The following is a 23,687-nucleotide window of genomic DNA, read 5'->3' on the forward strand; positions in this document are numbered from 1 at the left end:
AATAAAAGAAGTTTGACATTTGGAAAATTCTAGAGATACCTTAAACCTGCTGGGGTTTAAACTATTAATAGTTCTGTACTGTGTAATAAGTATCATCCCTCGTTTTGAAGCGATAGACCCTATAGGATCTCAGTGGTTCTACTTTGGGGTTATAAACCTTTTAGGTCTTATATTTTTTTATAACAACCGTACGCTAGGGGTGCTGCGCACTTCTTCTCGTGTTGCCTTTTGGTTTTTTGGCATCTACCTGGTCTTTTTTGTTGCCTGCTTGGTATCCATTTTTGGGAGTTTAAATATCTCTGAGGGAGTAAAAGATATTGCCCGCGTGGGGATCACGCTGGTAGGGGTCTTTAATCTTTATCTCATTTTTAAAGTTGCGCCGCATCGTTTATTTGCGTTTTTAGTCAAAACATTACACGTCATTGTGTTTATTATTGGGATTCAGATTATATTTCATTTTATTGATAACTGGAGTGTCCCACGTACCGTACCGCTACTTAAAGAAACGGAGCTGCTCTTTGGGAGTCGTAATGTGACAGCGGCTTTTCTTTCTATTACTTTACCCTTTATTATTTCTGGAGTTTTAAAACACGCAGGGCGCTGGAGAGTGATGTCATTGCTTACGCTCTTTGTAAGTTTTACAGCATTATTTTATGTGGGAGCACGTGCCGCAGTATTGAGTGCGACAGTTATATTCTCTTTATTTATCATTTATTTTATCATTGATGGCGTGCGTTCTGGTGCTCTGTCACAAAGACTTAAATACCCGATCCTGCCTATTATAGGCATACTTATAGCGGGCTTCTTACTAGTAACCAACTCTAACAGACTAGATAGAAGTAAGGCCAATAGCTATAAAAATATATTGATCACATCTTATCGTGCAAACAGCGCAGCAGCTGTCACAGTAAAGCCCACACAATCTGTTACTAGTACCAAGTCTTCTGGACGTCTTCTATACTATAAAATGGCTATGGACGACTTTAAGAGGAGTCCCCTAGTAGGTGTTGGATTAGGAAACTGGAAGCTAGGGAATAAAGACCTGTATTATAACCAGTCTAATACAGATCGATTTTTGTATCCCTTACGAGTGCATAATGACTTTTTACAGATACTGGCAGAGACAGGCATCTTAGGTTTTATACCTTATGTCTTGTTATTTATTATGTTATCTGGCGGTATATTATTGCTCTTCTTTAAAAATCAAGATTCAGAAAAAAGATGGACCTTTCTTGTGCTTGCCTTAGCCCTTATTGCTTACGGGCTTGATGCTTCTATAAATTTCCCGCTAGAGCGTACGCCTATCCAAGGTTTATTTGCCATACTAGCGGCGCTTATCATCTCACTTATGGAAACCGAAGGTGTGAAGGTGAAGAGCCAAAACGAGAAGCCAAAACTCGCTTTACCACTCGTGCCGGTACTTATAGGTCTAGGAATCGTAGGGCTGGTAGCAGCTGTGATTTCATATGCAAAGTATGACTCGTATGTAAACCAAAATTATATCGTAGCAGATACGGGATCTCAAAACTTAATGACCGCAGACTATGTCTACTCATACGGGCAAGCTAGGGGGAGAATAGATGGCTTTTTTGAAATAAGTGGTGCAGGTAGACCTAATGAGCACGTGATGGCTATGTATGCAATGAGCGAGGGTAATAATAAACTGGCGTTGCAACACCTAGATAAATCGATTGCTATTGCTCCTAACCAGTATGAGTCTAAAATGCTCAAGGCAATTATATTCGGCCAGCGTCAAAAAAATCTTGATAGCGCTATCTATTATGCAAAGCAGGGATTTGAAAAATACCCAGCCATAAAGAATAACTATGTCATCTTGCTTAATGCCTACCGTGATAAGGGAGATACCGTAAATTATTTTAAAACATACGACGCTCGATTAGAACGCTTTCCAAATGACGTACAGCAATGGAAAGCAAAAGCCTCTCGCGTGTTTGAATTCTATAAGGATACAGACCGTGCCGCTGCAATAGTAGATCAAGCCATACAGCTCAACCCTAGCGATAGCAGTCTAGTTTTGTTTAGAGAAAAATTTACCAGCCGCAAGAATGAAGGATCTATACGTGCTTGGTATAAAAAAGGGTTTGACTTTATTAATGAGAAAAAATATCCAGAGGCTAAAAAAGAGTTCTTAAAAATACTCGCAGTGACTCCGTCTAATAATCCCACACTACTTAACCTAGGTATTATAGAGGTTAAGATGAAACAGTATGAAGATGCCGTAGCGCATCTCACAAAAGTGATAGATGCAAAAGCTTTTAAAGACGGAAGACCAGAATATAATAGGGCAGTGGCTTATGAACGCCTAGGTAACAGTGAGCGAGCAAAACGCGACTATACAGTGAGTAAGAAAAAGGGATATAAACTCGCACAAAACCTCCCCAAAAGTAAACTGGAGTAAGAGCGCTTCAACTTTTAAAAGACCGCTTTCGCGAAAGCGTACTCATAATAAAAAACGGCTACCAGTAAAGGGTGGCCGTTTTTATGATTTTAGGGCTTGAGGCTTGCGCTGCGCATAGCCGAAGTAGGATTGTTTTTTTTGTGACAATAGTTCTTACTCCATACTGCCATACCAAACTAATTTCTCTCTCCAGTCAGTTTTATTGTAATCAATTACTTCGTTTGTATAAACTCTAAAAATATCATTAAAATCTGTCGATTTTAATATATCTCTAATCGAATCCAATTCTCTCACGGGAATGTTTTTATCGGCGATTAAATTATAGTGCAAATTGTCTTGTATTCCTTCTTTTGTAACAGCCATATATTCATAGGCAAAAAACTTAATGTCGGTCAAGTCTAAATTACTTTCATCATCAGATTTTGCGATTAGTTTTCCATTATTATATCCAGCGTAAATATTCAGTCCAATAGAAGATTCTGGCTCTTTAATCAGATGCTGTTTTGATGGTAAATCGATTGTTAGATATTGCTGCTTTGTTAAGTAATCAAAAGCACTTTTGATTCTTAAAAATGGTGGTTTAAAAATACTATGTGAGGGTTGTTTTAAAAAAAGAGTGTCTAGATTTACGCTTAATTTGTAATCGAATAGTTTAGTTTTCAACCCGAAGCTGTCGAGTCCTTTAACCGTCTCGAGATATAGTTTGGATTCATCAATGCTCCACTCGTTAATATACTTGTAGTATCCAGACTCTGTTACAATTAATGAATCTTTATAAAATTCTAATTCAACCAATCCATTTGGTATACTCCAATTGCCAATCAGTTTTTCGTTTTCAGTATTTGTTTTGCAAGACTGAAAAATGATAACTATAAATAAAATTGTGAGAATATGTTTCATTAGATTGTGGCTAACGCTTTAGTGTATTGCTTATAGCGTACAAAAAGACACTAACTTTTCAGATTAACACAGAGCCAGATTTTTATGTTTTGCTTTTAATTTTTCTTTTCTAAAAGTAACTTTTAAATAGGCTTGTTTTTTAACTCAGTTCTTTGGTGTAAGCAGTTATTTTCGGACTATATCATTCTTCTTCAGGTTCTTACTTTTATAACCTTCTATAAATTCGAATGGGATAGATTTTAGTCCATCATTACTGTTTACGGGTATTAAACAATTAAAATGTAAATGTTCAATATCTGTTTGACCTGTTTTACCAGATAAGGCAATTGGTTGGCCACTAATAACTTCATCGCCAACTTTAACGAGACTCCCATTTTTAACTAAGTGAACATATTGAGTAAATAAACCTGATTGTGGCTCATAAATCGTCACATAATTGCCATAAGGTTTCCATTGATCTCCTTTGCCACCGTGTTTGTATTTATCTACAACACCTACAACAAACCCACTTGTTGCAGAGCAAATAGTGTCATTTGTTTTTAAATCAAAATCTATGGCATATCTCGAATAATCTGTACTATGAGTGTAATTAGTATTATTTCCTTGAATTATTTTGTATTCCTTTTTATTTGGGAAAGGTAGTTCAAGTTTGATTTCTTCTATGTTTTTAGCAACACTTCCTAATCGTGAGCTAAACTTAATGTCGCTATTGGTTTGATTTACTTTTGGAAGGACTATTAACGTGTCTGATGTACTGTTAAGTTCTATTGGGTTGAGCTGATTAAATCTATTTTGCAGTTCATTATCATCATTAAACAACCATACTCTTAAAGGACAGTGTAAAGGGTTTTTAAGTTCAATTTTTAAATTGTTATTTTCAAAACTATATGATTTGAAATATTCATATTGTGAAAATCTCTCAGTTGGTAATTTTGTTGAATTACAACTTACATTTATGAGAACAAATATGAATATAAATACCCTGTGCATTTTTTGCTTTTAATTTTTCTTTTCTAAAGTACCTTTTAAATAGGCTTGATTTTTAGCTCAGTTCTTTGATAGTCACCGTATTTTGACTTTTCAAATGGTCTTTTATCTGAAGTGTTGATTTTATATTGTTCCAAAGCCTCTTCCAGAGTAAGATCTGTTGGCATATTTTCAACGAATGTCATAACTGATGTAAATATGAACGGTATGTTGCTTCTTGAATTAAAATCAGATTTTGTTGCAATGTCATCTAATTGATCAGCATTCCATTTTTTTCTTATTCTATTGGCACTCTTATATTTTTCTTTAGTCAAATTTGGAAGCCATATTTGGTTATTTAGAGAATCTGGCAACAAGTGATGTCTATATTGCCAAGTTGAGTAAACCTCAAAATTCCCTTTATCTTTATCATTTTGGAAATGTAGGTAAGAGATTGCCTGTTCAGGATCAAATCGTCCCTCATTTACTGCCTTGCAAAGAATTGGTTCAAGATCAATTAAATTTTTATTGCTACTTCTTTTTTGAGATGTATGAACTAAAACCACATCGTGATTTTGCCCTCTTAAAGATTTTCTAAAACCAAGCTCCATCTGAGAAGGAAAGCCAACAGAATCTGCTATTGAAACTATCCTGTTCATATTAATCACTCGATTAGCTTGAATAGTGTCATTATGAGTATCATACATAGGTCTGAATAATTGATCTCTTTCATAAATTGACTTGAATTCGTTTCTCAATCTTGAATCATATTCAATGGTTCTTTGCTCTATAAAAGAATTCCAAAGGTTTTCATCTATATAGGTGCTGACAAAAATTGACTTTAGCAATTCTAAATCATCAGAATTATTTATAAGTAGTTGAAGATTTAAATTTCTTTCATCAAAATTATTAGAGAGTTGATTTGAAAGTGCGGCATTATAAACATCTGCACCAAAAGGTTTTTTGATTTCTCTAAATGCCAATGAGTAATTTTTGGATGCTCTATCAAAATCACCATTACAAATAGCAATTTCAGCTTTATTAGTTAGCGTGTAATATGCAGTAATTGCTTCATTATTGTAGTTGCATTTTGTTAATTCTGTGATGACAGAATTATCAGACTTACTATTGGTCTCATTACGGTTTTTACAACTTATTTGAATTGTCAGAATAATTATAATGATTGTTATTCTCATTCTTTAAATTTTACTATTTATCTTTTTTATTGCAAAGTCGTCAAATTTAAAAATTTAGCGACTTTGCAAATATGCCTTAACTTCGATTAAGCAACTGACTAGATATGAGATATATACGTTGTTGTAAGCCGTATTTATTCTACTATTTCAGCTTCTTGAATTCCGTCATCTTTTGAATACCAATGTTCAAATTGTCGTAAAATATTTATATCGGATTGATTATGGTCAAATCTTTGAAACTTGACTTCTTCTTCCATTAATTCATCTGAAAAGTATTCAATAATTTTATCGTGTAAATATTCTTTATCTAAAATGTTTGTAATGTAATTGTATCCTTCTTTGTCAAAATTAGATTTATATGGCTCTGGATGATTAGAACTTGTTGCAGTTGGCGTCAAAGCAACAAATAGCTGTTTTAAATATTTTGCATCTTTATCAATAAATCTTTTGAGATATTTTTTTAAATCTTCAGAATCATCTTCATACCAGTTTGAGAAAATATAGAATAGATTGTCTGGAAATTTTTCAAAAATCGGTGTATCACCACATTCTTTCAAGACTCTTTCTCTAAGCACTTTAGCTAATTCAACATATTGTTCGTGCTTGAATATTTTTTCTTCTCCTTCACCTGACCTTAACCAATTATTTATTTGATACGAAAAATCATAAGGGATTTCTTTTCCCATTAAAGTTTTTGATAATTCAAAAACTGCATCATTGTCTTTATGATTTTTTAGTAAATTATAAATAAAAATTGCAGCTTGGGCTTGAGCACCACCCATACCAAAACTCAAAAATGAGTCACTTTTTGGAAATGAGTCCGACATAATTGCAATAGAAAGGATTAAGTTTTGAGAAGCTTTCCAAGAAAGTGTTTCTTCATAAGTTCTAGCTTTAAACAGGAAATTATCAGGGGAACTTTTATCTACAATCTCAATCATTCCTTTAGCTATATCATCAATTGCCATAGTTTCTAAAGAGTTCATAAATTCTTCAAACATAACATCAGATAATTCTCCTTCTATTACTGCATATGAAAAATACCTTTTGAAATAGCTAGTTGACACAATTCTTTTTTCTTTCAACCATTCTTTGTGTCCTTCGTGCTGAAATGTATTATGAAAAGCTTCATTTAATCTAGGAAACAAAGTTTTTAATAATTGCGAAATTGCATCTTTCTCAGTCTTGGTTAAATCTTTCGCCAATTCATCTAAATGTTTTTTTAATTCCTCTTTTTTTTCGTTTACCGGTTGACCACCATAGGTTGAATGGGAAGAATAAGAGGATGTAAAATAATGAGGGGAAGATTTTATGAATGAATAGTGTTTTGGGTAAAACACTTTTATAGCCTCAATAAGCATCAAGTCAACGTGGTTTACTTCACCTTTTAAAAGTGGAATAGCAAATGATAATGAGTTGCCATATCTTATAGCTAGTCTTGGTGTTTTTAAACGCAACAATATGTTATGGGAAAATGCAGATACAAAGCGTTGAACTTCTTTTTTTGATAATTCTAGTTCGCTTTTATTTATTGCATTATCGACTAATTCAAAACAGTATTTTTTTAAAGCATCAGGTTGTGCTTGTGGGATTTGTAGAGGAACTTGAATGATTTTCTCTAAAAAATTATGTCCTGAATCTAAATTACCTTTTCCAAATCTTTCGCCTATTGCCGATGCAACCATCTTTTCATCAAAAGAAAGAACATATGTTGTATTTGTAAAATCAGCGGTTAATTTGACTAATCTGAATAATGAATAGATTTCTTGCTTATCAAGTCTATCAATGTCGTCAACAAAAATCACTAGTTTACTTTCGCTCTCTTTTAGAAACTCGTCAATACGATTTTTTAATGTTTCTAAATCAACACTTGAAAGATTTTTTCCAATCTCTGAGATGTCCTTTCCAATAATCGAACCAATTGTTCCATATTTTTCAATAAATCCACCTAATTTTTCCTTTTTTGTATCAAGTTCTTTCCCAAGGATTTCAGCAACTTTATTAAGAAAATTTTTAATTAAACTTTCTTCATCGTTATATCTCCAAGGATTTAACGTTAAGGTCAAGATGTTTTCATTTTGGTCTAGTTCGCTTTTAATGAAATTTAAAACGGACGTTTTACCTTCTCCCCAAGCTCCATAAATACCAATGACAATTCCTTCTTCGTTTTCTCTCTGAATTATTGTTTCTGCTATTCTTTTCGAAAACCCATATCTCTGAAATCTATCTTGATTTTCTATTTCAACTGGTTTATCTGATGAGTAGTGTTCTGACATTTAGTTTTTTGGTTATATGGCTTACAACGGTTTTGTATATGAAAAGTAGCGGATTTTAAGTGCTTATTTTCCAGTTTAACAATGGCCATTTATTTATTCATTATTATTTCGTTTAAGCGATTAAACCGCTATTTTTTATATACGTTGTTATACACTGAGCCTTAACCCAATTTTTCTTTTGTATTATCAAAATATGGATATTCAATTAGAGTTTTATCTCCAGTTGTTTCATTGGTGAATTCAAATTTTAAATCTATATAGTTTCTGTCAATTAAATTTTCAAAATCAGTAATCGTAAATGCTCTATACATTCCATTATACATATAAATTGTTGGTGCATTTATAATAAAAGTACCTCTAATTTCAAATTCTGTCAAGTCAAATGATTTTTGATATTTATCTGAAAAATGAGTGGCGATTACTTCTTTGTTATCAGTAGCCCAATCAACTTTTCGCTTTAATTGAGTTTCATACTTTTCCTTAAAATTTGAATAATCTCTTTTCCAATTATTCATATCAAATCTTGATCTATTGTGCTTACACTCACAAACATAAATCAACTTGTTTTCGATATCTAAAAATAATATATCAATATCTCCAACTGTTTTACTAATATTAATGTTATCTCCTTTTGGTTGACTGAAAGAAACTACATTGTTGTCATTTGGAAATTTCTTGCCCTCTAATATTTTTGAGATAGGCTCTTCAAGAATTTTATCGTGAGTATTGTCAACGATTTTGATGAACTCTTTAAGTTCTTTGTGATTTTTCCATTCAGAAGGATAAATGCCAAAAGGAAATGAATTTGTTGGCAGAAGAGTCATACTCTCAAGCCATTTGTGATATCCTATAATATTATACTTCTCATTATCAACTACTAATTCTAAAATTGGCCTAAAAGTATGTCTAAACTCACTTTGATTATTATAAAAACACTTTTCTATTGATAAGCAATTTTCTCTTTTCACAGTTAAACCTGAATAGAAATCTTCGATAAATTGACCATTACCATTAAGTTCTGATTTTATGTTTTCAATCAGTGGTGAGATTTTAGTAAGACCTACTTTGTATGGGGGACGCACATTTTGTTGATGAATGAAAGAACATAAATTATCATAAGTGACTCCGTAATTATCTTTAATAACGTCTTTAAAATCATCTAATGAATTTGATAATGCTACTTTAGAATTATGCCGTTGCATATCCTGATGCACAAATTTGAATAGTTCAGGATAAGGTTGATAGGTCAGAATATCTAGAACACCATCTGTGACCTTTAAACCAGTCGAAGTTGGAAATAATTGGCTTCTCGCTGTAAACTCACTCAATTGTATACACCAAGACCCAATGTATAATAACTCTTCAAGGTGATTCGTAAAATCTTCTAAATTTTCTGTAATTTCATTGTAAAAGTTAGGTGCTCCTTTTAAGTCAAAAGTGGTTGATTGTTCTAGTATTATCTTTAGTATTCTCCTTGAAGCTGCAAAGTCTTCTTCATTAATTCCTAATGCTATTTTTTTGATTTGTAAAAGCCATAATTCCATTGAATCTTCGTGTAGACAATGACAAAACAGATAGAAAGAAGCTCTTTTTTCATTAACAATCTTTTCATAGAAAATTTCGCATAATTTGGAAAAACATTTTTTTAAAGTTTCACGAACCTCATTTGGTTCTTTGATTTCCGTATTCCCAACTTCATCAAATACAAGTTTGCTTATAATTGGCCAATATTTATCGCTATAATCATAATTTGGTAGGACAACTTTCTTTTTATGTACTTCGATTATTGGCATTGGTTTCTTTGCTTTGTGTATAACTAGCATATAACAGCAACTTCACTGTTTATGGTCCGTAAGCCCAGTAAAACTGTATGCCAGCTAGTTATTTTAGTTTAATAAGTCGTATCTCGTTATTAGTTGTATAAACGCAACTATGTAAATAGCTACGCTACAGTGCTCTAAAATACAGTACTGCTATCATACTTCTTTACGGTTTTCCTTATTCTGAGCACATTTTTATAAACATTTTCTTACAAAAGGGGTTGTAGGGTTGTGCGTGGCAACTTTCGCGAAAGCGTACCACAAAAAAAATCGGCTACCCAGTGAAGGATAACCGATTCTTTAAAAATCAATTAAATCGTTATAAGGTGCTTAGTCCTTTTTACGATCGTCACGTCTGTTATCGCGACCACCACGATTATCACGACCACCGCGGTTGCGATCGTTGTTTTCTCTAGGTGGGCGTGCTACATATCCTTCTGGCTTTTCCATAAGCGCCTTACGAGATACTTTCTCTTTACGAGTACGCTTGTCTATACCAAAGTATTTTACATCTAGCTCTTCACCCATAGAGAGTACGTCACTAGCGTTTTCTGTACGTTCCCAAGCGATCTCAGATACGTGTAGTAATACCTCGTTACCAGGAGCGTCTAGATACTCTACTACGGCTCCAAAGTCTAGCATCTTGATTACCTTCACCTTGTATGTGTTACCCACAACTGGCTTAAAGGTAATAGAGTCTATCTTTGCAAGAACGGCGTCTATACCTTCTTGACCTGTACCTAGTATCTCTACAACACCTTCTTCTGTTACAGGGTCTTCGTTTATCACGATAGTAGTACCTGTTTCTTTCTGAAGTTCTTGTATTACTTTACCACCTGGGCCTATTAATGCACCTATGTACTCATTTGCAATACGTACACCTACCATCTTAGGAGCGTAGTCTTTTACGTCTTCACGTGGTGCTGCAATAGTATCTGTAAGTTTCTCAAGGATGTGTAAACGACCTGCACGTGCTTGTTGTAGTGCATTTACTAGTATCTCATAAGAGAGTCCTTTTACTTTAATATCCATCTGGCAAGCCGTAATACCGTCTGCCGTACCGGTTACTTTAAAGTCCATATCTCCTAGGTGATCTTCATCTCCTAGTATGTCTGAAAGTACTGCATATTTACCAGTCTCTGCATCTGAGATAAGTCCCATTGCAATACCAGATACTGGCTTAGTCATCTGGATACCTGCATCCATCATTGCCATTGTACCTGCACATACCGTTGCCATAGAAGAAGAACCGTTTGATTCTAATACTTCAGACACGACACGTACTGTATAAGGACAATCATCTGGTACCATTCCTTTAAGACCACGTTGTGCAAGGTTACCGTGACCTACCTCACGACGTGAAGTACCACGTATAGGTCTTGCCTCACCTGTACAGAAAGGAGGGAAGTTATAGTGTAGGTAGAAGTTTTCTTCTCCCTCGTATGATGGCATATCTATCTTGTTTGCATCTCTAGAGGTACCTAGCGTTACCGTTGCAAGTGCCTGAGTTTCTCCACGTGTAAATACTGCAGACCCGTGTACAGATGGTAAGTAATCTGTCTCACACCAGATAGGGCGTATGTCTACCGTCTGGCGACCGTCTAGACGTAGTCCTTCATTAAGAGTAAGGTCACGTATTGCAGCCTTCTCTGCACTACGGTAGTACTTAGATACAAGACCACCATAATCTTCTAGCTCTTCTTCTGAGAAGGTAGCTTTGATCTCTTCTTTAATTTCAGAAAAAGCCATTCCTCTTTCTTTCTTAGAAGAACCAGCCTTTGCGATAGCATATACTTTATCATATGCCATATCGTGTACTTTCTTCTTAAGATCTTCATCTTCACGCTCTGCTGGGTACTCACGTACTTCTTTGCGTCCTACAGCTTCTGCAAGTCTCATTTGAGCCTCACACTGTACTTTAATGTGATCGTGAGCAAACTTAATAGCGTCTGCCATTTCTTCTTCAGAAATCTCGTCCATCTCACCTTCTACCATCATCACAGAATCTGCAGAGGCACCTATCATCATATCGATGTCAGACTCTTCTAGCTGTGCTCTTGTAGGGTTAATGATAAACTCACCGTTTACACGACCTACTCTTGCCTCTGAGATTGCACACTCAAAAGGGAAGTCAGATAGTTGTATTGCTGCACTTGCTGCAAGACCTGCCATAGCATCTGGCATTACGTTCTCATCGTGAGACATAAGCTGGATCATCACCTGAGTTTCAGAGTGGTAATCTTTTGGGAAAAGTGGGCGTAGTACACGGTCTACTAGACGCATAGTTAATACCTCACCGTCAGACGGGCGTGCTTCTCTCTTAAAGAAACCACCTGGGTAACGTCCTGCTGCTGCAAACTTCTCGCGGTAATCTACCGTAAGTGGTAAGAAGTCTACGTCTTTACTCTCGTAGTTTGATACTACTGTACAAAGCATCATACACTTTCCAGACTGTACTACTACAGATCCGTGTGCTTGCTTTGCAAGTTTTCCTGTTTCGATAGAGATTTCTCTTCCATCACCAAGGTCAATGACCTCTTTGTAAACCTTTGGAATCATAAAATGTGTTTTTCCTTCCCGAGTATATCGGGAAAATTTTCTCGCGGTATGAGGATTGCTATAATCCCGCTTTCGCGAAAAAGTGTTAATAGTTCAGAACACCCTTCGTGGGTATTCATAGTGTCGTTGTGTTGTGTAGTTGATGTATCTTAAACAGATACGGGATGATAAATGGGTAGTTACTTCCCAAAAATCGGACACCAATGAAAAACTAGCTGTGAAAGCTTTCTCTGCCGTTTTGTTATGATATGTAATCATACAAAAGGTCTTATGTAATATGTCTTGCCTTAAGGCGAAAATCTGAAGTTTTAGTAAGTAACCTTTATGGTTGTGTACTAATGTGTTTTCAGAATTTGATCCGTTTTGAAATTTCGCGTAAGCGTACCTCTCAAAACATCGGTATTAAATATATAGAAAAAGGGAGCCGTGAAGCTCCCTTTTTTAAAAAATTCTTATTTACGGATACCTAGCTCCTTAATAATAGCTCTGTAACGTAGTACGTCTTTTTTCTTTAAGTAATCAAGTAAAGAACGACGCTTACCTACCAGCATTACTAGTGAACGCTCCGTGTTATAATCCTTACGGTTTTTCTTTAAGTGCTCAGTTAAGTGTGTGATACGGTGCGTGAATAAAGCGATTTGACCCTCTGCAGATCCAGTATCGTTTTTCCCTTTTCCGTGCTTTGCGAAAATTTCTTCTTTTGCTTCTTTTGATAAATACATTCCAATATTGTTTTAAATGAGATCGATGTATGTCGTGATAGTGTCTCTATCAGCGTGCAAAGATACATTATTCTTTTAATTATAAAACTGTTGGCACTTATTTTCCGGTCAATTCTGTAAAAAGACTCTCGAGACTGGCGTTTTTCTGGTTGAGCTGTAAGATCTTGAGCTCATTATCGTGTGCAAAGTCAAACACGTTTGCACGCATATCCTCTTGCGTAGCAAAGGTAATCTCATAGGTAAAGCCTGTCGTGTTTTTTACACTGGCTACCTTATCGAGCCTGCTTAGCGCAACTTCTTCTACGCGGTAGTCAAACTCTACTATAACCACTTGCTGCTCGCCATCTCGTAGCTCGCTCATCTTTCTATCTGCTACAATCTGTCCCTTATTAATAATAATCACACGGTCACAAATGGCTTCTACCTCTTGCATAATGTGCGTGCTCATTAATATAGTCTTGTGTTGCCCTATATTTTTTATAAGGCTACGTATCTCTAGCAACTGGTTAGGATCTAGACCGGTGGTAGGCTCATCTAGTATAAGCACTTCTGGGTCGTGCAGCAGTGCCGTGGCAAGACCTACACGCTGGCGATACCCTTTTGAGAGTTGGCTTATTTTTTTATGTGCTTCTGGGGTGAGTCCTGTGAGCTGTATCACCTCAGCTATGCGTTCTTTACTTACCTTATATATACCTGCATTAAAAGCGAGGTATTCCTTTACATACATCTCTAGATATAGCGGGTTATGCTCTGGGAGATAGCCTACAGCGCTACGTACCTGTTGTATCTCCTTACGTGTGTCATACGAGTTTACTTGAGCGGTACCTTGAGTAGGAGTGAGGTAGGTGGTTAAGATTTTCATCATTGTACTTTTACCGGCACCGTTAGGACCTAGAAAACCTACTATCTCACCTTTGCTAAGTGTAAATGAGATGTCGTCTAGCGCTTTCTGAGTGCCATAGGTTTTTGTAATTCCGTGTACTTGGATAGACATATGATGATTTTGTTCTTACACAAAGTTAGTAAATAAGGGGTGAGCATAAAACGTAACAGTCACGAGTTTCTTGTAATCTAAGGGTGTTATGTGATGTGTGTATGTCATTTTATGATGTAGCGGTTAGGTGTTTTTGAGTTTGTAACCGTGTAGCGGTGAGATAGTGGCCTTATAATGGGAAGATTAGGTTTGTGGTGTGTGTGGTGTAATGGGTGGGTGATAACGCTTTCGCGAAAGCGTACTCAAAACCATTATGAATTCCGTAATAAAAAGAGGTTATAAAAATTTATTTCGCAAAAGAGATGGTTTGTCGGTTCTCATTAGATTTTTTTTCTACATTAGCAGTCTAAGAATTGAATATGCAAACGCAAGTTTATTATTGGAACAACTTTTTTTATTTCTTCTTTTTTAAGAAGAGATCAGGATTGGTATTGCAGTAATTAGACATACTCAAAACTAGAAAAGTCCTGATAAAATTTTTTATCAGGACTTTTTTATTGGAGTCAATTCAAGTAAAATAAAATTTAGAAAGGTGATTACAAATCATCTATAGAAAACAGATTATGAAAGTAGCGATACAAGGCGTACAAGGATCATTTCACCACAAGGTAGCTCAAGAGTTTTTTGGGGCAGATGTGGAGGTGCTGGAGTGTATGTCTTTCCCAAGACTGGTAGATGCGTTACTAGATGGTGAGGTAGATGATGCCGTGATGGCAATAGAAAACACCATAGCAGGAGCCATATTACCTAACTATGCATTACTAGATGATCATAACCTAACTATAGAAGGCGAGTACTACCTAGATATACAACACAACTTAATGGCGCTCAAAGGGCAAGATCTTACTACCATAAAAGAAGTATGGTCACACCCTATGGCAATATTGCAATGCAGACAGTTTTTTAGAGACTACCCATCTATAAAACTGGTAGAAGATACAGATACAGCGGGCGTTGCAAGAGAGATAAAAAAACGCAATCTAACGGGTATTGCCGCCATTGCAAGTACGACAGCGGCCGAAATCTATGATTTATCAATCATTAAGTCATCTATACAAACTGTAGATGAGAATGCTACTCGCTTTTTTATCCTTAATAAAAATGGAAAAAAAGCCGAAGGGGTTATAAACAAAGCATCACTGCGATTTACGACAGACCACAAGCGTGGGAGCCTGGCAACGATTCTTAACGTGCTAAGTGATTGCAAGATGAATCTCACAAAAATTCAATCTATGCCTATCATAGAGAAACCTTGGGAGTATGCCTTCTTTGTAGATGTCACTTTTGATAGTGTAGAAAGTTTTAAGAAAGCAACCACTTTAGTCTCACTTATGGCAAAAGATTTTAAAGTATTAGGTGCCTATAAAAATCAGAAGCAATGAGTAAGCCAGCAAATAGATTACAAGAAACTAAAGAGTACTACTTCTCAAAAAAGTTAAAAGAAGTACGTGGTCTCATAGCTGCTGGTCACCCTGTGATTAATATGGGTATAGGGAGTCCAGATATGCCAGCACCTCCAGCAGCAGTAGCTGCAATGCTCAAAGGCTTGCACGATAGTGTTGCACACCAGTACCAAAGCTATACCGGTATACCAGCACTAAGAGAGGCAATGGCTACTTTTTATAAAGATAATTATGGAGTCACTGCGCAAGCAGATACCGAGATCTTACCATTAATGGGATCAAAAGAAGGGATTATGCATATCTCTATGGCTTTTTTAAATCCTGGAGACAAGGTGTTATTTCCTAATCCTGGGTACCCAAGTTATGCGGCAGTAACACGACTTGTAGAGGCAGAAGCACTTACCTATGACTTAACCGCAGAAAATGGATGGTTACCAGACCTTAAAGAACTGGCAAAGCAGGACCTGTCACAAGTAAAATTAATGTGGGTAAACTACCCGCATATGCCTACAGGTACAAAGGTGCCAGATGGCTTTTTTGAAGAATTAATCGCCTTTGCAAAAGCGCAAGATATTCTTGTTATAAACGACAACCCATATAGCTTTATACTTAATGACAACCCACAGTCATTGCTTGCAGTACCGGGAGCAATGGATGTAGCCCTAGAGCTTAATAGTTTAAGTAAAACATATAATATGGCAGGCTGGCGCGTGGGGATGGTGCTAGGTAGTGCAACACATATAGGTCATATATTACGTGTAAAATCTAATATGGATAGCGGGATGTTTTATGGTATACAAAAAGGAGCCATTGCAGCACTAGGTCTTGGTAAAGATTGGTTTGATCATATTAATGGTATCTACGCACAAAGGCGTGCTCTTGTTTTTAAACTAGTAGAAACGCTAGGGTGTAGTTATGATAGTAACCAAGTAGGACTCTTTGTATGGGCAAAATTACCATCAGGTATAGACGCCGAAGCATTTATAGATAAGTTGCTACTAGAGAAATACATATTTATCACACCAGGAACCATTTTTGGAACGATGGGAGCAGGCTATATACGTTTTAGCCTCTGTGTAAAGGAAGAACAAATAAAAGAAGCTATAGAGAGAGTAAAGTAATAAGAAAGCTGAATATTGTTAATTAACAGGTGTAAGCTGTTGATTTTCAAATAAAAGTGTAGAAATAAAGATAAATGAAAGACATTTGTATCATAGGGGTAGGGCTTATAGGAGGCTCTTTTGCACGAGATTTGCGCGCGCAGTTGCCAGAAGCAACCGTGTGTGGTATAGATGCCAGTAAAGAACATCTTGATGAAGCACTAGCGTTAGGCTTTATAGATAAAGCTGGTGTACTAGAGGATGTTGCAAAAGCAGACCTCGTTGTACTAGCAATACCAGTAGATGTAGCGATACACGTACTACCAGACGTTCTTAACATAATAAATGATGATACCGTAGTGATAGATATGGGCTCAACAAAACAAGCTATTTGTGAGGTTGTAACAAATCACCCTAAACGCCGAAACTTTCTAGCGTGTCACCCCATCGCGGGAACTGAGTTTTCTGGACCTAGTGCTGCAATCACGGGGCTTTATGAGGGAAAAACAAACATAGTTTGTGAGGTAGAAAAAACCGCATTTAAGCTACAAGAGCCAGTGCTTGACCTTTTTAAAAATATGGGAATGCGTATGCGTTATATGGATCCAGTTTCTCACGATAAGCACATTGCATATATGAGTCACCTGTCACACATAAGTGCATTTATGCTAGGTAAAACGGTCATAGATAAGGAGAAGAATGAACGTGATATTTTTGATATGGCGGGCAGTGGGTTTGCATCTACGGTACGTCTTGCAAAAAGTAATCCCGTGACCTGGACCTCTATCTTTAAACAAAATAGAGATAACGTATTAGAAACACTCACAGAGTACATTGCAAATCTCAATGATTTCAAATCCCTTTTGGAAGCCGAAGATTATACAGGAGTACACAACGAGATGGAAAATACAAACCACATAAAAGAAATATTAAACGGAATAAAATAGTTTTACGCTTTCGCGAAAGCGGAATCACAAGCCCAAAGCGGCACAAATTAAATGAATATGGAAAATAAAAAAGAACTTAGAAATTGGTTAGACGCTTTTGGCCTTGATCACCCACTCGTGATAGCAGGACCTTGTAGCGCAGAGACAGAAGCACAGGTGCTTAAAATTGCACACCAGCTTAAAGATACAGATGCCACGGTACTACGTGCTGGTATCTGGAAGCCTAGAACCCGCCCAGGAAACTTTGAAGGGGTAGGTGCATTAGGTCTTAAGTGGCTTCAAAAAGCAAAAGAAGAAACAGGTATGCTTACCACTACAGAGGTGGCAAATGCAAACCACGTAGATCTTGCACTAGAGGCAGATATAGATATTTTATGGATAGGAGCACGTACAACGGTATCTCCGTTTATCGTGCAAGATATTGCAGAGGCGCTTAAGGGAACAGATAAAACCGTTCTTATCAAGAACCCGGTAAACCCAGATCTTGCATTGTGGCTAGGAGCTGTAGAGCGTTTTTACACGCAAGACATTAAAAACCTTGGAGTGATACACAGAGGATTCTCAACATACGAGAAGACGCGTTACAGAAATAATCCAGAGTGGCAAATCGCTGTAGATTTACAGAATAAATTTCCAGATTTACCATTAATTCTTGACCCTTCACACATTGCAGGGCGTCGTGATATCATACACGATTTATGTCAGACAGGTCTTGATCTTAACTATGATGGTCTTATGGTTGAGACACACTATGATCCTGATAACGCTTGGAGTGATGCTGCACAGCAAATCACACCAGCTACGCTTGTACAGATGATGAAGGATTTAAAAATCCGTAAAGAAGTAGGTACAGAGGTAGAGTATAATAATAAACTTAATACACTACGTACTCAGATAGACGTTATAGATCACCAGCTTATTGAAAACCTTGGGAAGCGTATGAAAATCTCTGATGGAATAGGGGAGCTCAAGGCAGAAAATAATGTCTCAATACTGCAAACAAAGCGTTGGAACGAGATCCTAGGGAAGATGATTCTAGAAGGAGAGCAACACAACCTAAGTGAGGAGTTTATTTTACGTGTGTTTAAAGCCGTGCACCAAGAGTCTATAAACCACCAGAAAAAAGTGGCACAGATGCAAGGAGCTTAAATCTATACTGTATTTGTTAATTGAAAAGCCCTCTAGCAGTTTATAAATTGCTAGAGGGCTTCTTTTTGTAATGATGTATGGTGTTAATCTATTTTTAAGATACCAAGCTTAGTTTCTGATCGGTTTGAGCCGTAAATGATAGTTTCATTCTCACTTAATGGGTATACGACACCTGGTCGTACCACAATTTGTCTTTTCTCAAATTCTTCAGGATCAATCCTAGTCATTTTTCCTGTAGCATCATCAAATTCAAAAGCTACTGGAATCATTTTGTTAATGTTTCTTACCTTTTTTACATCATCCATTTTTGTAATGCCTATGTTCTTTGGGTCATCATTTACAATTACAGTTAATTTATTGTCTTTGTAAAATGGCATAGAGCTTAAGTACTCAGGGCCATCTCCCATAGAAGCAACTGGAAACATTACTCCTGCAGATATCGAAAAAGATCCATTTGACGCACCACCTACAAGCCCAACAGATATAACACTTATTGCTGCTTTTTGTTCTTTAGGGATAACATTACTCCAGGCTAGTGTACCATCTGCATTAAGGGCAGTTACAATAATTTCGTTTGTGTCGTATATAACTGGAGTAGCACTTATACCTACTCCTGCTATGCCTATTCCAGAAGATCTCCCTATGGTTTTAAAGAAATACTCAGAAAGTACAATTACTCCTCCATTTTCTCTTTCAATTAAATCTGTATTTCTGTAAAAGGGTTTGAGGTTCTTACCTTTTTTTGCTCTTCTTTCACCTATGAGTTTAGATTTAGTTTCTACCGTGAAGTCATTAAAAACTTTCTTGTCTATAGCGTTATTTGTTGTGTTTACCGCAATATCAAAAATTCCTTCTATCTTATATTCTGATCTTCCGCTCTTTCTCAATTTTGAGTAAAAACCTACTAGTTGCAGCTTATTTTCGGTGTAAATAAGATCACAGTTTACTACGCGCTTGCCATTGAGGGGGATTTTAGTTTCAATTAATTCGTAGTTTTTATTTCTGTAGTAAGTCTGTAGTGTGATGTTGTTTTTTGTGGTTTTGGCTTTTCGATCTCTGTAGCTCTCCGTGTATACTATAAAAGCATCACCATTTTCGTTTACTCCAAAATCTGCAAAATCAAAAAATAAATCTTTTCTATCTTCAAAGCTTACGGTGTTTACATCCTCCTTTACAATACTCATATTTGCGTCTACTAAAGAGAACTCATACCTAAGAAGTTCTTTTTTATCGTTTATGTAAACGTGAGTTACCATATAGTTAATCTCATCATATGACATTTCAAATAAGAAAACCCCTTTCTTAGATCTGCTGTCTACTTGTGAAGACAAGATAACTCTAGGCGCACCAAGCACTAGACCGTCAAGTATTTCTAAAGCAGCAAAATTATATGTTTTATCTTTTTTGCTATAGTACGTAGCCATCACGTAGGCTTTGTCTTGTATTACAACAACATCCTCTACATAAGCTTTGTTGTCTCTAATTTTTTCAAGTTTTAAAAGTTTACTTGCTACATTTTTTTTGCTGTCGGTGTCAAAAGTCTGTAGGTAAAACTTTTTTCCCTTTTTTGATAAGGTGTGGATTAAGCCATTTTTTACTCCAGCAATATTTACAATGTTTCCTTCAGTTTCAGAAATATCTTCTCCAAAATCCAGTTGCACACTACCTACATTTAGCTGTGCCATTAAGCTAGTGGTAACTAATAAGAATAAAAGGTTAAATGCTTTTTTCATTTAATATAAATTTGATTGATTAAGCGACGAAAATAACATAATTAACGAGATAATTCCTACATCGATCAATTATTTAAGGACTTTACCACATTTGTTTATGGAGTATTAAAAAAGAGGTTATTTTTACACCTCACAATACACTATGACAGGAACAGTTTATAAATCTACAGGGAGTTGGTATACCGTAAAGGCAGAAGACGGGAGGTGGTTTGAATGTAGAATAAAAGGGAAGTTCCGTATTAAAGGAATCAAGAGTACAAACCCTGTTGCTGTGGGTGACGTGGTAGATTTTGATCTAGATACAAAAAGTGATGTAGAGACAGGTGTGATTACTAACATACACCCGCGCGAAAATTACATAGTACGTAAGTCTGTAAATCTTTCCAAGCAAACCCACATCATAGCAAGTAATGTAGATACCGTTTTCTTACTGGTAACTCTTAATAATCCTCCCACGTTTACAGCATTTATAGATCGTTTTCTGGTTACTGCAGAGGCATATCACATTAAAGCAGTATTGCTTTTTAATAAAATAGATACTTATAACGAAGAAGAAATACTGGAGATACGATACCTAGCAGCTATCTATCGCGAGATAGGGTATGAGTGTGTAGGTATATCTGCTATTACCGGTAAAAATGTAGATACTGTAAAGGAAATGATGGAGGGTAAGACCTGTATGTTTACCGGACACTCTGGTGTAGGTAAGTCTACGCTGGTAAACGCCATAGAGCCTACACTAGACCTCAAGACAAAACAAATAAGTGTACAGCACAGCCAGGGGCAACACACCACCACCTTTGCAGAGATGTTTGACCTAGGTTTTGATGCGCGTATTATTGATACACCAGGTATTAAAGGCTTTGGTATTGTAGATATGGAACGCGAAGAAATAGGAGATTACTTTCCTGAGTTTTTTGCTCTTAAGAGTGAGTGTAAGTTTAATAATTGCTTACACCTAGAAGAGCCAAAATGTGCCGTAAAAGCTGCGCTAGAAAATGATGAAATCCCGTGGTCTCGCTATAAGAGTTATACCCAAATGCTTGCCGGTGATGATGACCAGCATTATAGAAAAGATATTTATCCAGAAGAATAATGAAAGCAGTCATACAGCGAGTTACACAGGCTTCGGTTACTATAAATGGTGTTGTGAAGTCAGAAATAAAAAGCGGCCTTCTCGTGCTGTTAGGCGTTACTCACGAAGATACACAAGAGGACATAGAGTGGCTATGTAATAAAATTATAGGCTTACGTATTTTTGGCGATGAGCAAGGCGCAATGAACCTTTCGGTAGGAGATATAGATGGTGATATTTTAGTGATAAGTCAGTTCACATTATTTGCCAGTACAAAAAAAGGAAATCGTCCTTCTTTCTTACAGGCAGCACGCCCAGAACACGCAGTACCTATGTATGAGGAGTTTGTAAGTACGCTTTCGCGAAAGCGTAATAAACCCACTTATACAGGAGAGTTTGGTGCAGATATGAAAGTGCAACTGCTCAATGACGGGCCAGTTACTATAACTATAGATACAAAAAATAGGGTGTAGCGACTTGTGCGGTAGGTGTCTTTTTTATATTTTGCTGACACATCAATCAAATCAAAATGCGCATACCTACTTTCCTCCTATGTATGTGGGCACTATTTGCCTACTCTCAAGATAATTTATATACGTCAAAAAATATTCCTGAAGACCTTTTAAAATCTGCAAACAGTGTCTTGCGTTTTGAAAAGCATACCATAGATATACCTAATTCATCTACCATAAAAACAGCTCACAAACGCGTGGTGACTGTTTTAAATAAACGTGGTAATAGAGATGTAGAGGCATATATGTATTATGATGATGTTACTCGCATAAAAAATGCTTCTGTTGTAATATATGATGATAGCGGTAAGGAGGTTAAAAAGTATAAACAACGCGACTTTAAAGATGTAAGCGCTGCAGACGGTATAAGTCTCTATATAGATACACGCTTGTTATATCTCGATTTTACGCCTACCAGCTATCCTTATACAGTCGTGGTAGAAAGCGAGATTGTCTCAAAAAACACAGCTTCTATTCCATCTTTTTATGCAAACGAGGGGTATTACTCAAGCACAGAAGAAAAGATTTTTGAAATTAACTATGCAGATGGGGTTAATTTAAAGCATAAAATGTACGGGGATTATAACCGCATAGAGGTAGAAGAATCTCAAAATTCACTACGGCTTGTAATTAAAAATTCTCCATCGCTTGTTCCAGAAGATTATAGCCCTGGTTTTAGAAATATAGTGGGTAGGGTGGCTATTGCTCTTAATGATTTTCACTTAGAGGGGCTAGATGGAGACGCTCGTGATTGGCGAGTCTTTGGACAGTGGATGAATGAAAATTTACTTCAAGGGGCGCAGGACTTACCAGAAGAAACAATTACACAGGCAAAGGAACTTGTAAAAGACATTAAAGATCCTATAGCAAAGGCTAAGATTATTTATGATTTTGTGCAGAATAAGACGCGGTACATAAGTGTTCAAGTAGGTATAGGTGGCTGGAAACCTATGCTAGCCTCACAAGTAGATAAACTGGGTTATGGTGATTGTAAGGCGCTTACAAATTACACAAAATCTTTACTTGAAGCGGTGGGGGTACCATCCTATTATACTATTCTTTATGGGAGCCGTGACAAACGCGATATAGAAGATGACTTTACGGCTATACAGGGTAACCACGCAATTTTATCAGTACCCACAGGTGATGATTATGTATGGTTAGAATGTACAGATCAAGAAGTGCCATTTGGTTTTATAGCTGGTTTTACAGATGATCGAGATGTACTTGTCGTAAAACCAGATGGAGGCGAAATTGTCCATACCAAAAAATATACGGCTCAAGATAACTATCAGATAATGAATGGTTCTTTTACCATAGATGCCAGCGGTAATGCTCAAGGAGGGGTAAGTATTAAATCTGGAGGTTTACAATATGCAGGTAAATACAGGCTAGTCGCAGAAAACCAAGACGATAAAAAGAAGTATTACTATAAGTTTTGGAATTACCTAAATAATGTATCCTTAACAAGCATTGACCTTCTTAATAATCGTGATGAAGCTATAATCACCGAAAATATAGAACTTGAAGTAGAAAATTATGCTTCATTTGCTGGTGATGAAATGCTTGTACCTCTCAATTTATTTAATAGATATACAGCGCTGCCAGATCGTGTTAAGAATAGAATGTTTGAGGTCGAAATATCAAGAGGATTTAAGGATGAAGAAACTATCGAGATTAATCTTCCTGATGGATTTGAGGTAGTAAGTGTTCCAAAGGGTGAACAACTTAAATCGCCATTTGGAACATATAGTTATAGTATAAAGGAAGTAGAGAATTCAAAGATAATTTATAAAAGATCTTTTCAATTTAAAGAGGGCCAGTATAGTAAAGATGACTATGCAGATCTAAGAAACTTTGTAAGAAGTGTAATTAGAAATGATCAACAAAAAATCGTCATCAAAAAACAATAAATC

Annotated in this window: 17 protein-coding genes; 8 read left to right on the forward strand and 9 right to left on the reverse strand. The window is 36.3% G+C overall.

Annotated features, from left to right (window positions below; genetic code table 11):
- The first annotated feature begins 19 nt into the window (after nucleotides 1-19).
- Nucleotides 20-2,419 (forward strand): O-antigen ligase family protein, encoded by a 2,400-nt coding sequence (locus tag ACJJVM_RS11345; RefSeq protein WP_405211731.1) that lies wholly within the window; start codon nucleotides 20-22, stop codon nucleotides 2,417-2,419.
- A gap of 153 nt (nucleotides 2,420-2,572) precedes the next feature.
- Here the strand turns inward: ACJJVM_RS11345 and ACJJVM_RS11350 are convergent, their stop codons facing one another.
- From ACJJVM_RS11350 to gldA, 8 genes are all read right to left on the reverse strand, one after another.
- The gene (locus ACJJVM_RS11350; RefSeq protein WP_405211732.1) at nucleotides 2,573-3,319 is read right to left on the reverse strand and encodes a hypothetical protein; all 747 of its coding nucleotides are present in this window, start codon (nucleotides 3,317-3,319) and stop codon (nucleotides 2,573-2,575) included.
- Nucleotides 3,320-3,484: 165 nt separating this feature from the next.
- On the reverse strand, nucleotides 3,485-4,309 hold the full coding sequence (locus ACJJVM_RS11355; RefSeq protein WP_405211733.1) for a M23 family metallopeptidase: 825 nt from the start codon (nucleotides 4,307-4,309) through the stop codon (nucleotides 3,485-3,487).
- A gap of 35 nt (nucleotides 4,310-4,344) precedes the next feature.
- Complete coding sequence (locus ACJJVM_RS11360) at nucleotides 4,345-5,481, reverse strand: hypothetical protein (protein ID WP_405211734.1); 1,137 nt, start codon at nucleotides 5,479-5,481, stop codon at nucleotides 4,345-4,347.
- A gap of 134 nt (nucleotides 5,482-5,615) precedes the next feature.
- Entirely contained in the window at nucleotides 5,616-7,757 is a 2,142-nt protein-coding gene (locus tag ACJJVM_RS11365; protein ID WP_405211735.1) for a P-loop NTPase fold protein, read from the reverse strand.
- A gap of 161 nt (nucleotides 7,758-7,918) precedes the next feature.
- Nucleotides 7,919-9,550, reverse strand: coding sequence for a hypothetical protein (locus ACJJVM_RS11370; RefSeq protein WP_405211736.1), 1,632 nt, complete (start codon nucleotides 9,548-9,550; stop codon nucleotides 7,919-7,921).
- A 357-nt stretch (nucleotides 9,551-9,907) separates the two neighbouring features.
- Nucleotides 9,908-12,136, reverse strand: coding sequence for a polyribonucleotide nucleotidyltransferase (locus tag ACJJVM_RS11375; protein WP_405211737.1), 2,229 nt, complete (start codon nucleotides 12,134-12,136; stop codon nucleotides 9,908-9,910).
- Between the two features lie 452 nt (nucleotides 12,137-12,588).
- Nucleotides 12,589-12,858 (reverse strand): 30S ribosomal protein S15, encoded by a 270-nt coding sequence (gene rpsO, locus ACJJVM_RS11380; RefSeq protein WP_298347780.1) that lies wholly within the window; start codon nucleotides 12,856-12,858, stop codon nucleotides 12,589-12,591.
- Between the two features lie 97 nt (nucleotides 12,859-12,955).
- Nucleotides 12,956-13,852, reverse strand: a complete 897-nt coding sequence (gene gldA, locus ACJJVM_RS11385; RefSeq protein ID WP_405211738.1) for a gliding motility-associated ABC transporter ATP-binding subunit GldA — start codon at nucleotides 13,850-13,852, stop codon at nucleotides 12,956-12,958.
- A gap of 563 nt (nucleotides 13,853-14,415) precedes the next feature.
- Between gldA and ACJJVM_RS11390 the strand changes: the two genes are divergently transcribed.
- The 4 genes from ACJJVM_RS11390 to ACJJVM_RS11405 all read left to right on the forward strand — a co-directional run bounded on the left by ACJJVM_RS11390 (nucleotide 14,416) and on the right by ACJJVM_RS11405 (nucleotide 18,451).
- The gene (locus ACJJVM_RS11390) at nucleotides 14,416-15,234 is read left to right on the forward strand and encodes a prephenate dehydratase (RefSeq protein WP_405211739.1); all 819 of its coding nucleotides are present in this window, start codon (nucleotides 14,416-14,418) and stop codon (nucleotides 15,232-15,234) included.
- Nucleotides 15,231-16,376 carry a pyridoxal phosphate-dependent aminotransferase gene (locus tag ACJJVM_RS11395; protein WP_405211740.1) on the forward strand — a complete coding sequence of 382 codons (1,146 nt, stop codon included), beginning with the start codon at nucleotides 15,231-15,233 and terminating at the stop codon, nucleotides 16,374-16,376. The genes ACJJVM_RS11390 and ACJJVM_RS11395 overlap by 4 nt, the downstream gene beginning before the upstream one ends.
- A 74-nt stretch (nucleotides 16,377-16,450) precedes the next feature.
- Entirely contained in the window at nucleotides 16,451-17,302 is an 852-nt protein-coding gene (locus ACJJVM_RS11400; RefSeq protein ID WP_299149798.1) for a prephenate dehydrogenase, read from the forward strand.
- Nucleotides 17,303-17,359: 57 nt separating this feature from the next.
- The gene (locus tag ACJJVM_RS11405) at nucleotides 17,360-18,451 is read left to right on the forward strand and encodes a bifunctional 3-deoxy-7-phosphoheptulonate synthase/chorismate mutase type II (protein ID WP_038600953.1); all 1,092 of its coding nucleotides are present in this window, start codon (nucleotides 17,360-17,362) and stop codon (nucleotides 18,449-18,451) included.
- 83 nt (nucleotides 18,452-18,534) lie between these two features.
- On the opposite strand, the gene ACJJVM_RS11410 is transcribed toward ACJJVM_RS11405, so the two are convergent.
- A complete protein-coding gene (locus tag ACJJVM_RS11410) occupies nucleotides 18,535-20,184 on the reverse strand; it encodes a hypothetical protein (RefSeq protein WP_405211741.1) in 1,650 nt (549 codons plus the stop codon).
- 142 nt (nucleotides 20,185-20,326) lie between these two features.
- Here ACJJVM_RS11410 and rsgA point away from each other — a divergent pair, with 142 nt between their 5' ends.
- The 3 genes from rsgA to ACJJVM_RS11425 are packed head-to-tail and all read left to right on the forward strand — an operon-like array spanning nucleotide 20,327 to nucleotide 23,684.
- Nucleotides 20,327-21,280, forward strand: a complete 954-nt coding sequence (gene rsgA / locus ACJJVM_RS11415) for a ribosome small subunit-dependent GTPase A (protein WP_298347791.1) — start codon at nucleotides 20,327-20,329, stop codon at nucleotides 21,278-21,280.
- Nucleotides 21,280-21,732: a D-aminoacyl-tRNA deacylase gene (gene dtd, locus ACJJVM_RS11420; protein WP_405211742.1), complete on the forward strand. Its 453-nt coding sequence runs from the start codon at nucleotides 21,280-21,282 to the stop codon at nucleotides 21,730-21,732. The genes rsgA and dtd overlap by 1 nt, the downstream gene beginning before the upstream one ends.
- Nucleotides 21,733-21,788: 56 nt before the next feature.
- A complete protein-coding gene (locus ACJJVM_RS11425; protein ID WP_405211743.1) occupies nucleotides 21,789-23,684 on the forward strand; it encodes a DUF3857 domain-containing protein in 1,896 nt (631 codons plus the stop codon).
- The last annotated feature ends 3 nt before the right edge of the window (nucleotides 23,685-23,687 follow it).

This window comes from Dokdonia sp. Asnod2-E02 (genome assembly GCF_045063915.1).
Taxonomy (GTDB): Bacteria; Bacteroidota; Bacteroidia; order Flavobacteriales; family Flavobacteriaceae; genus Dokdonia.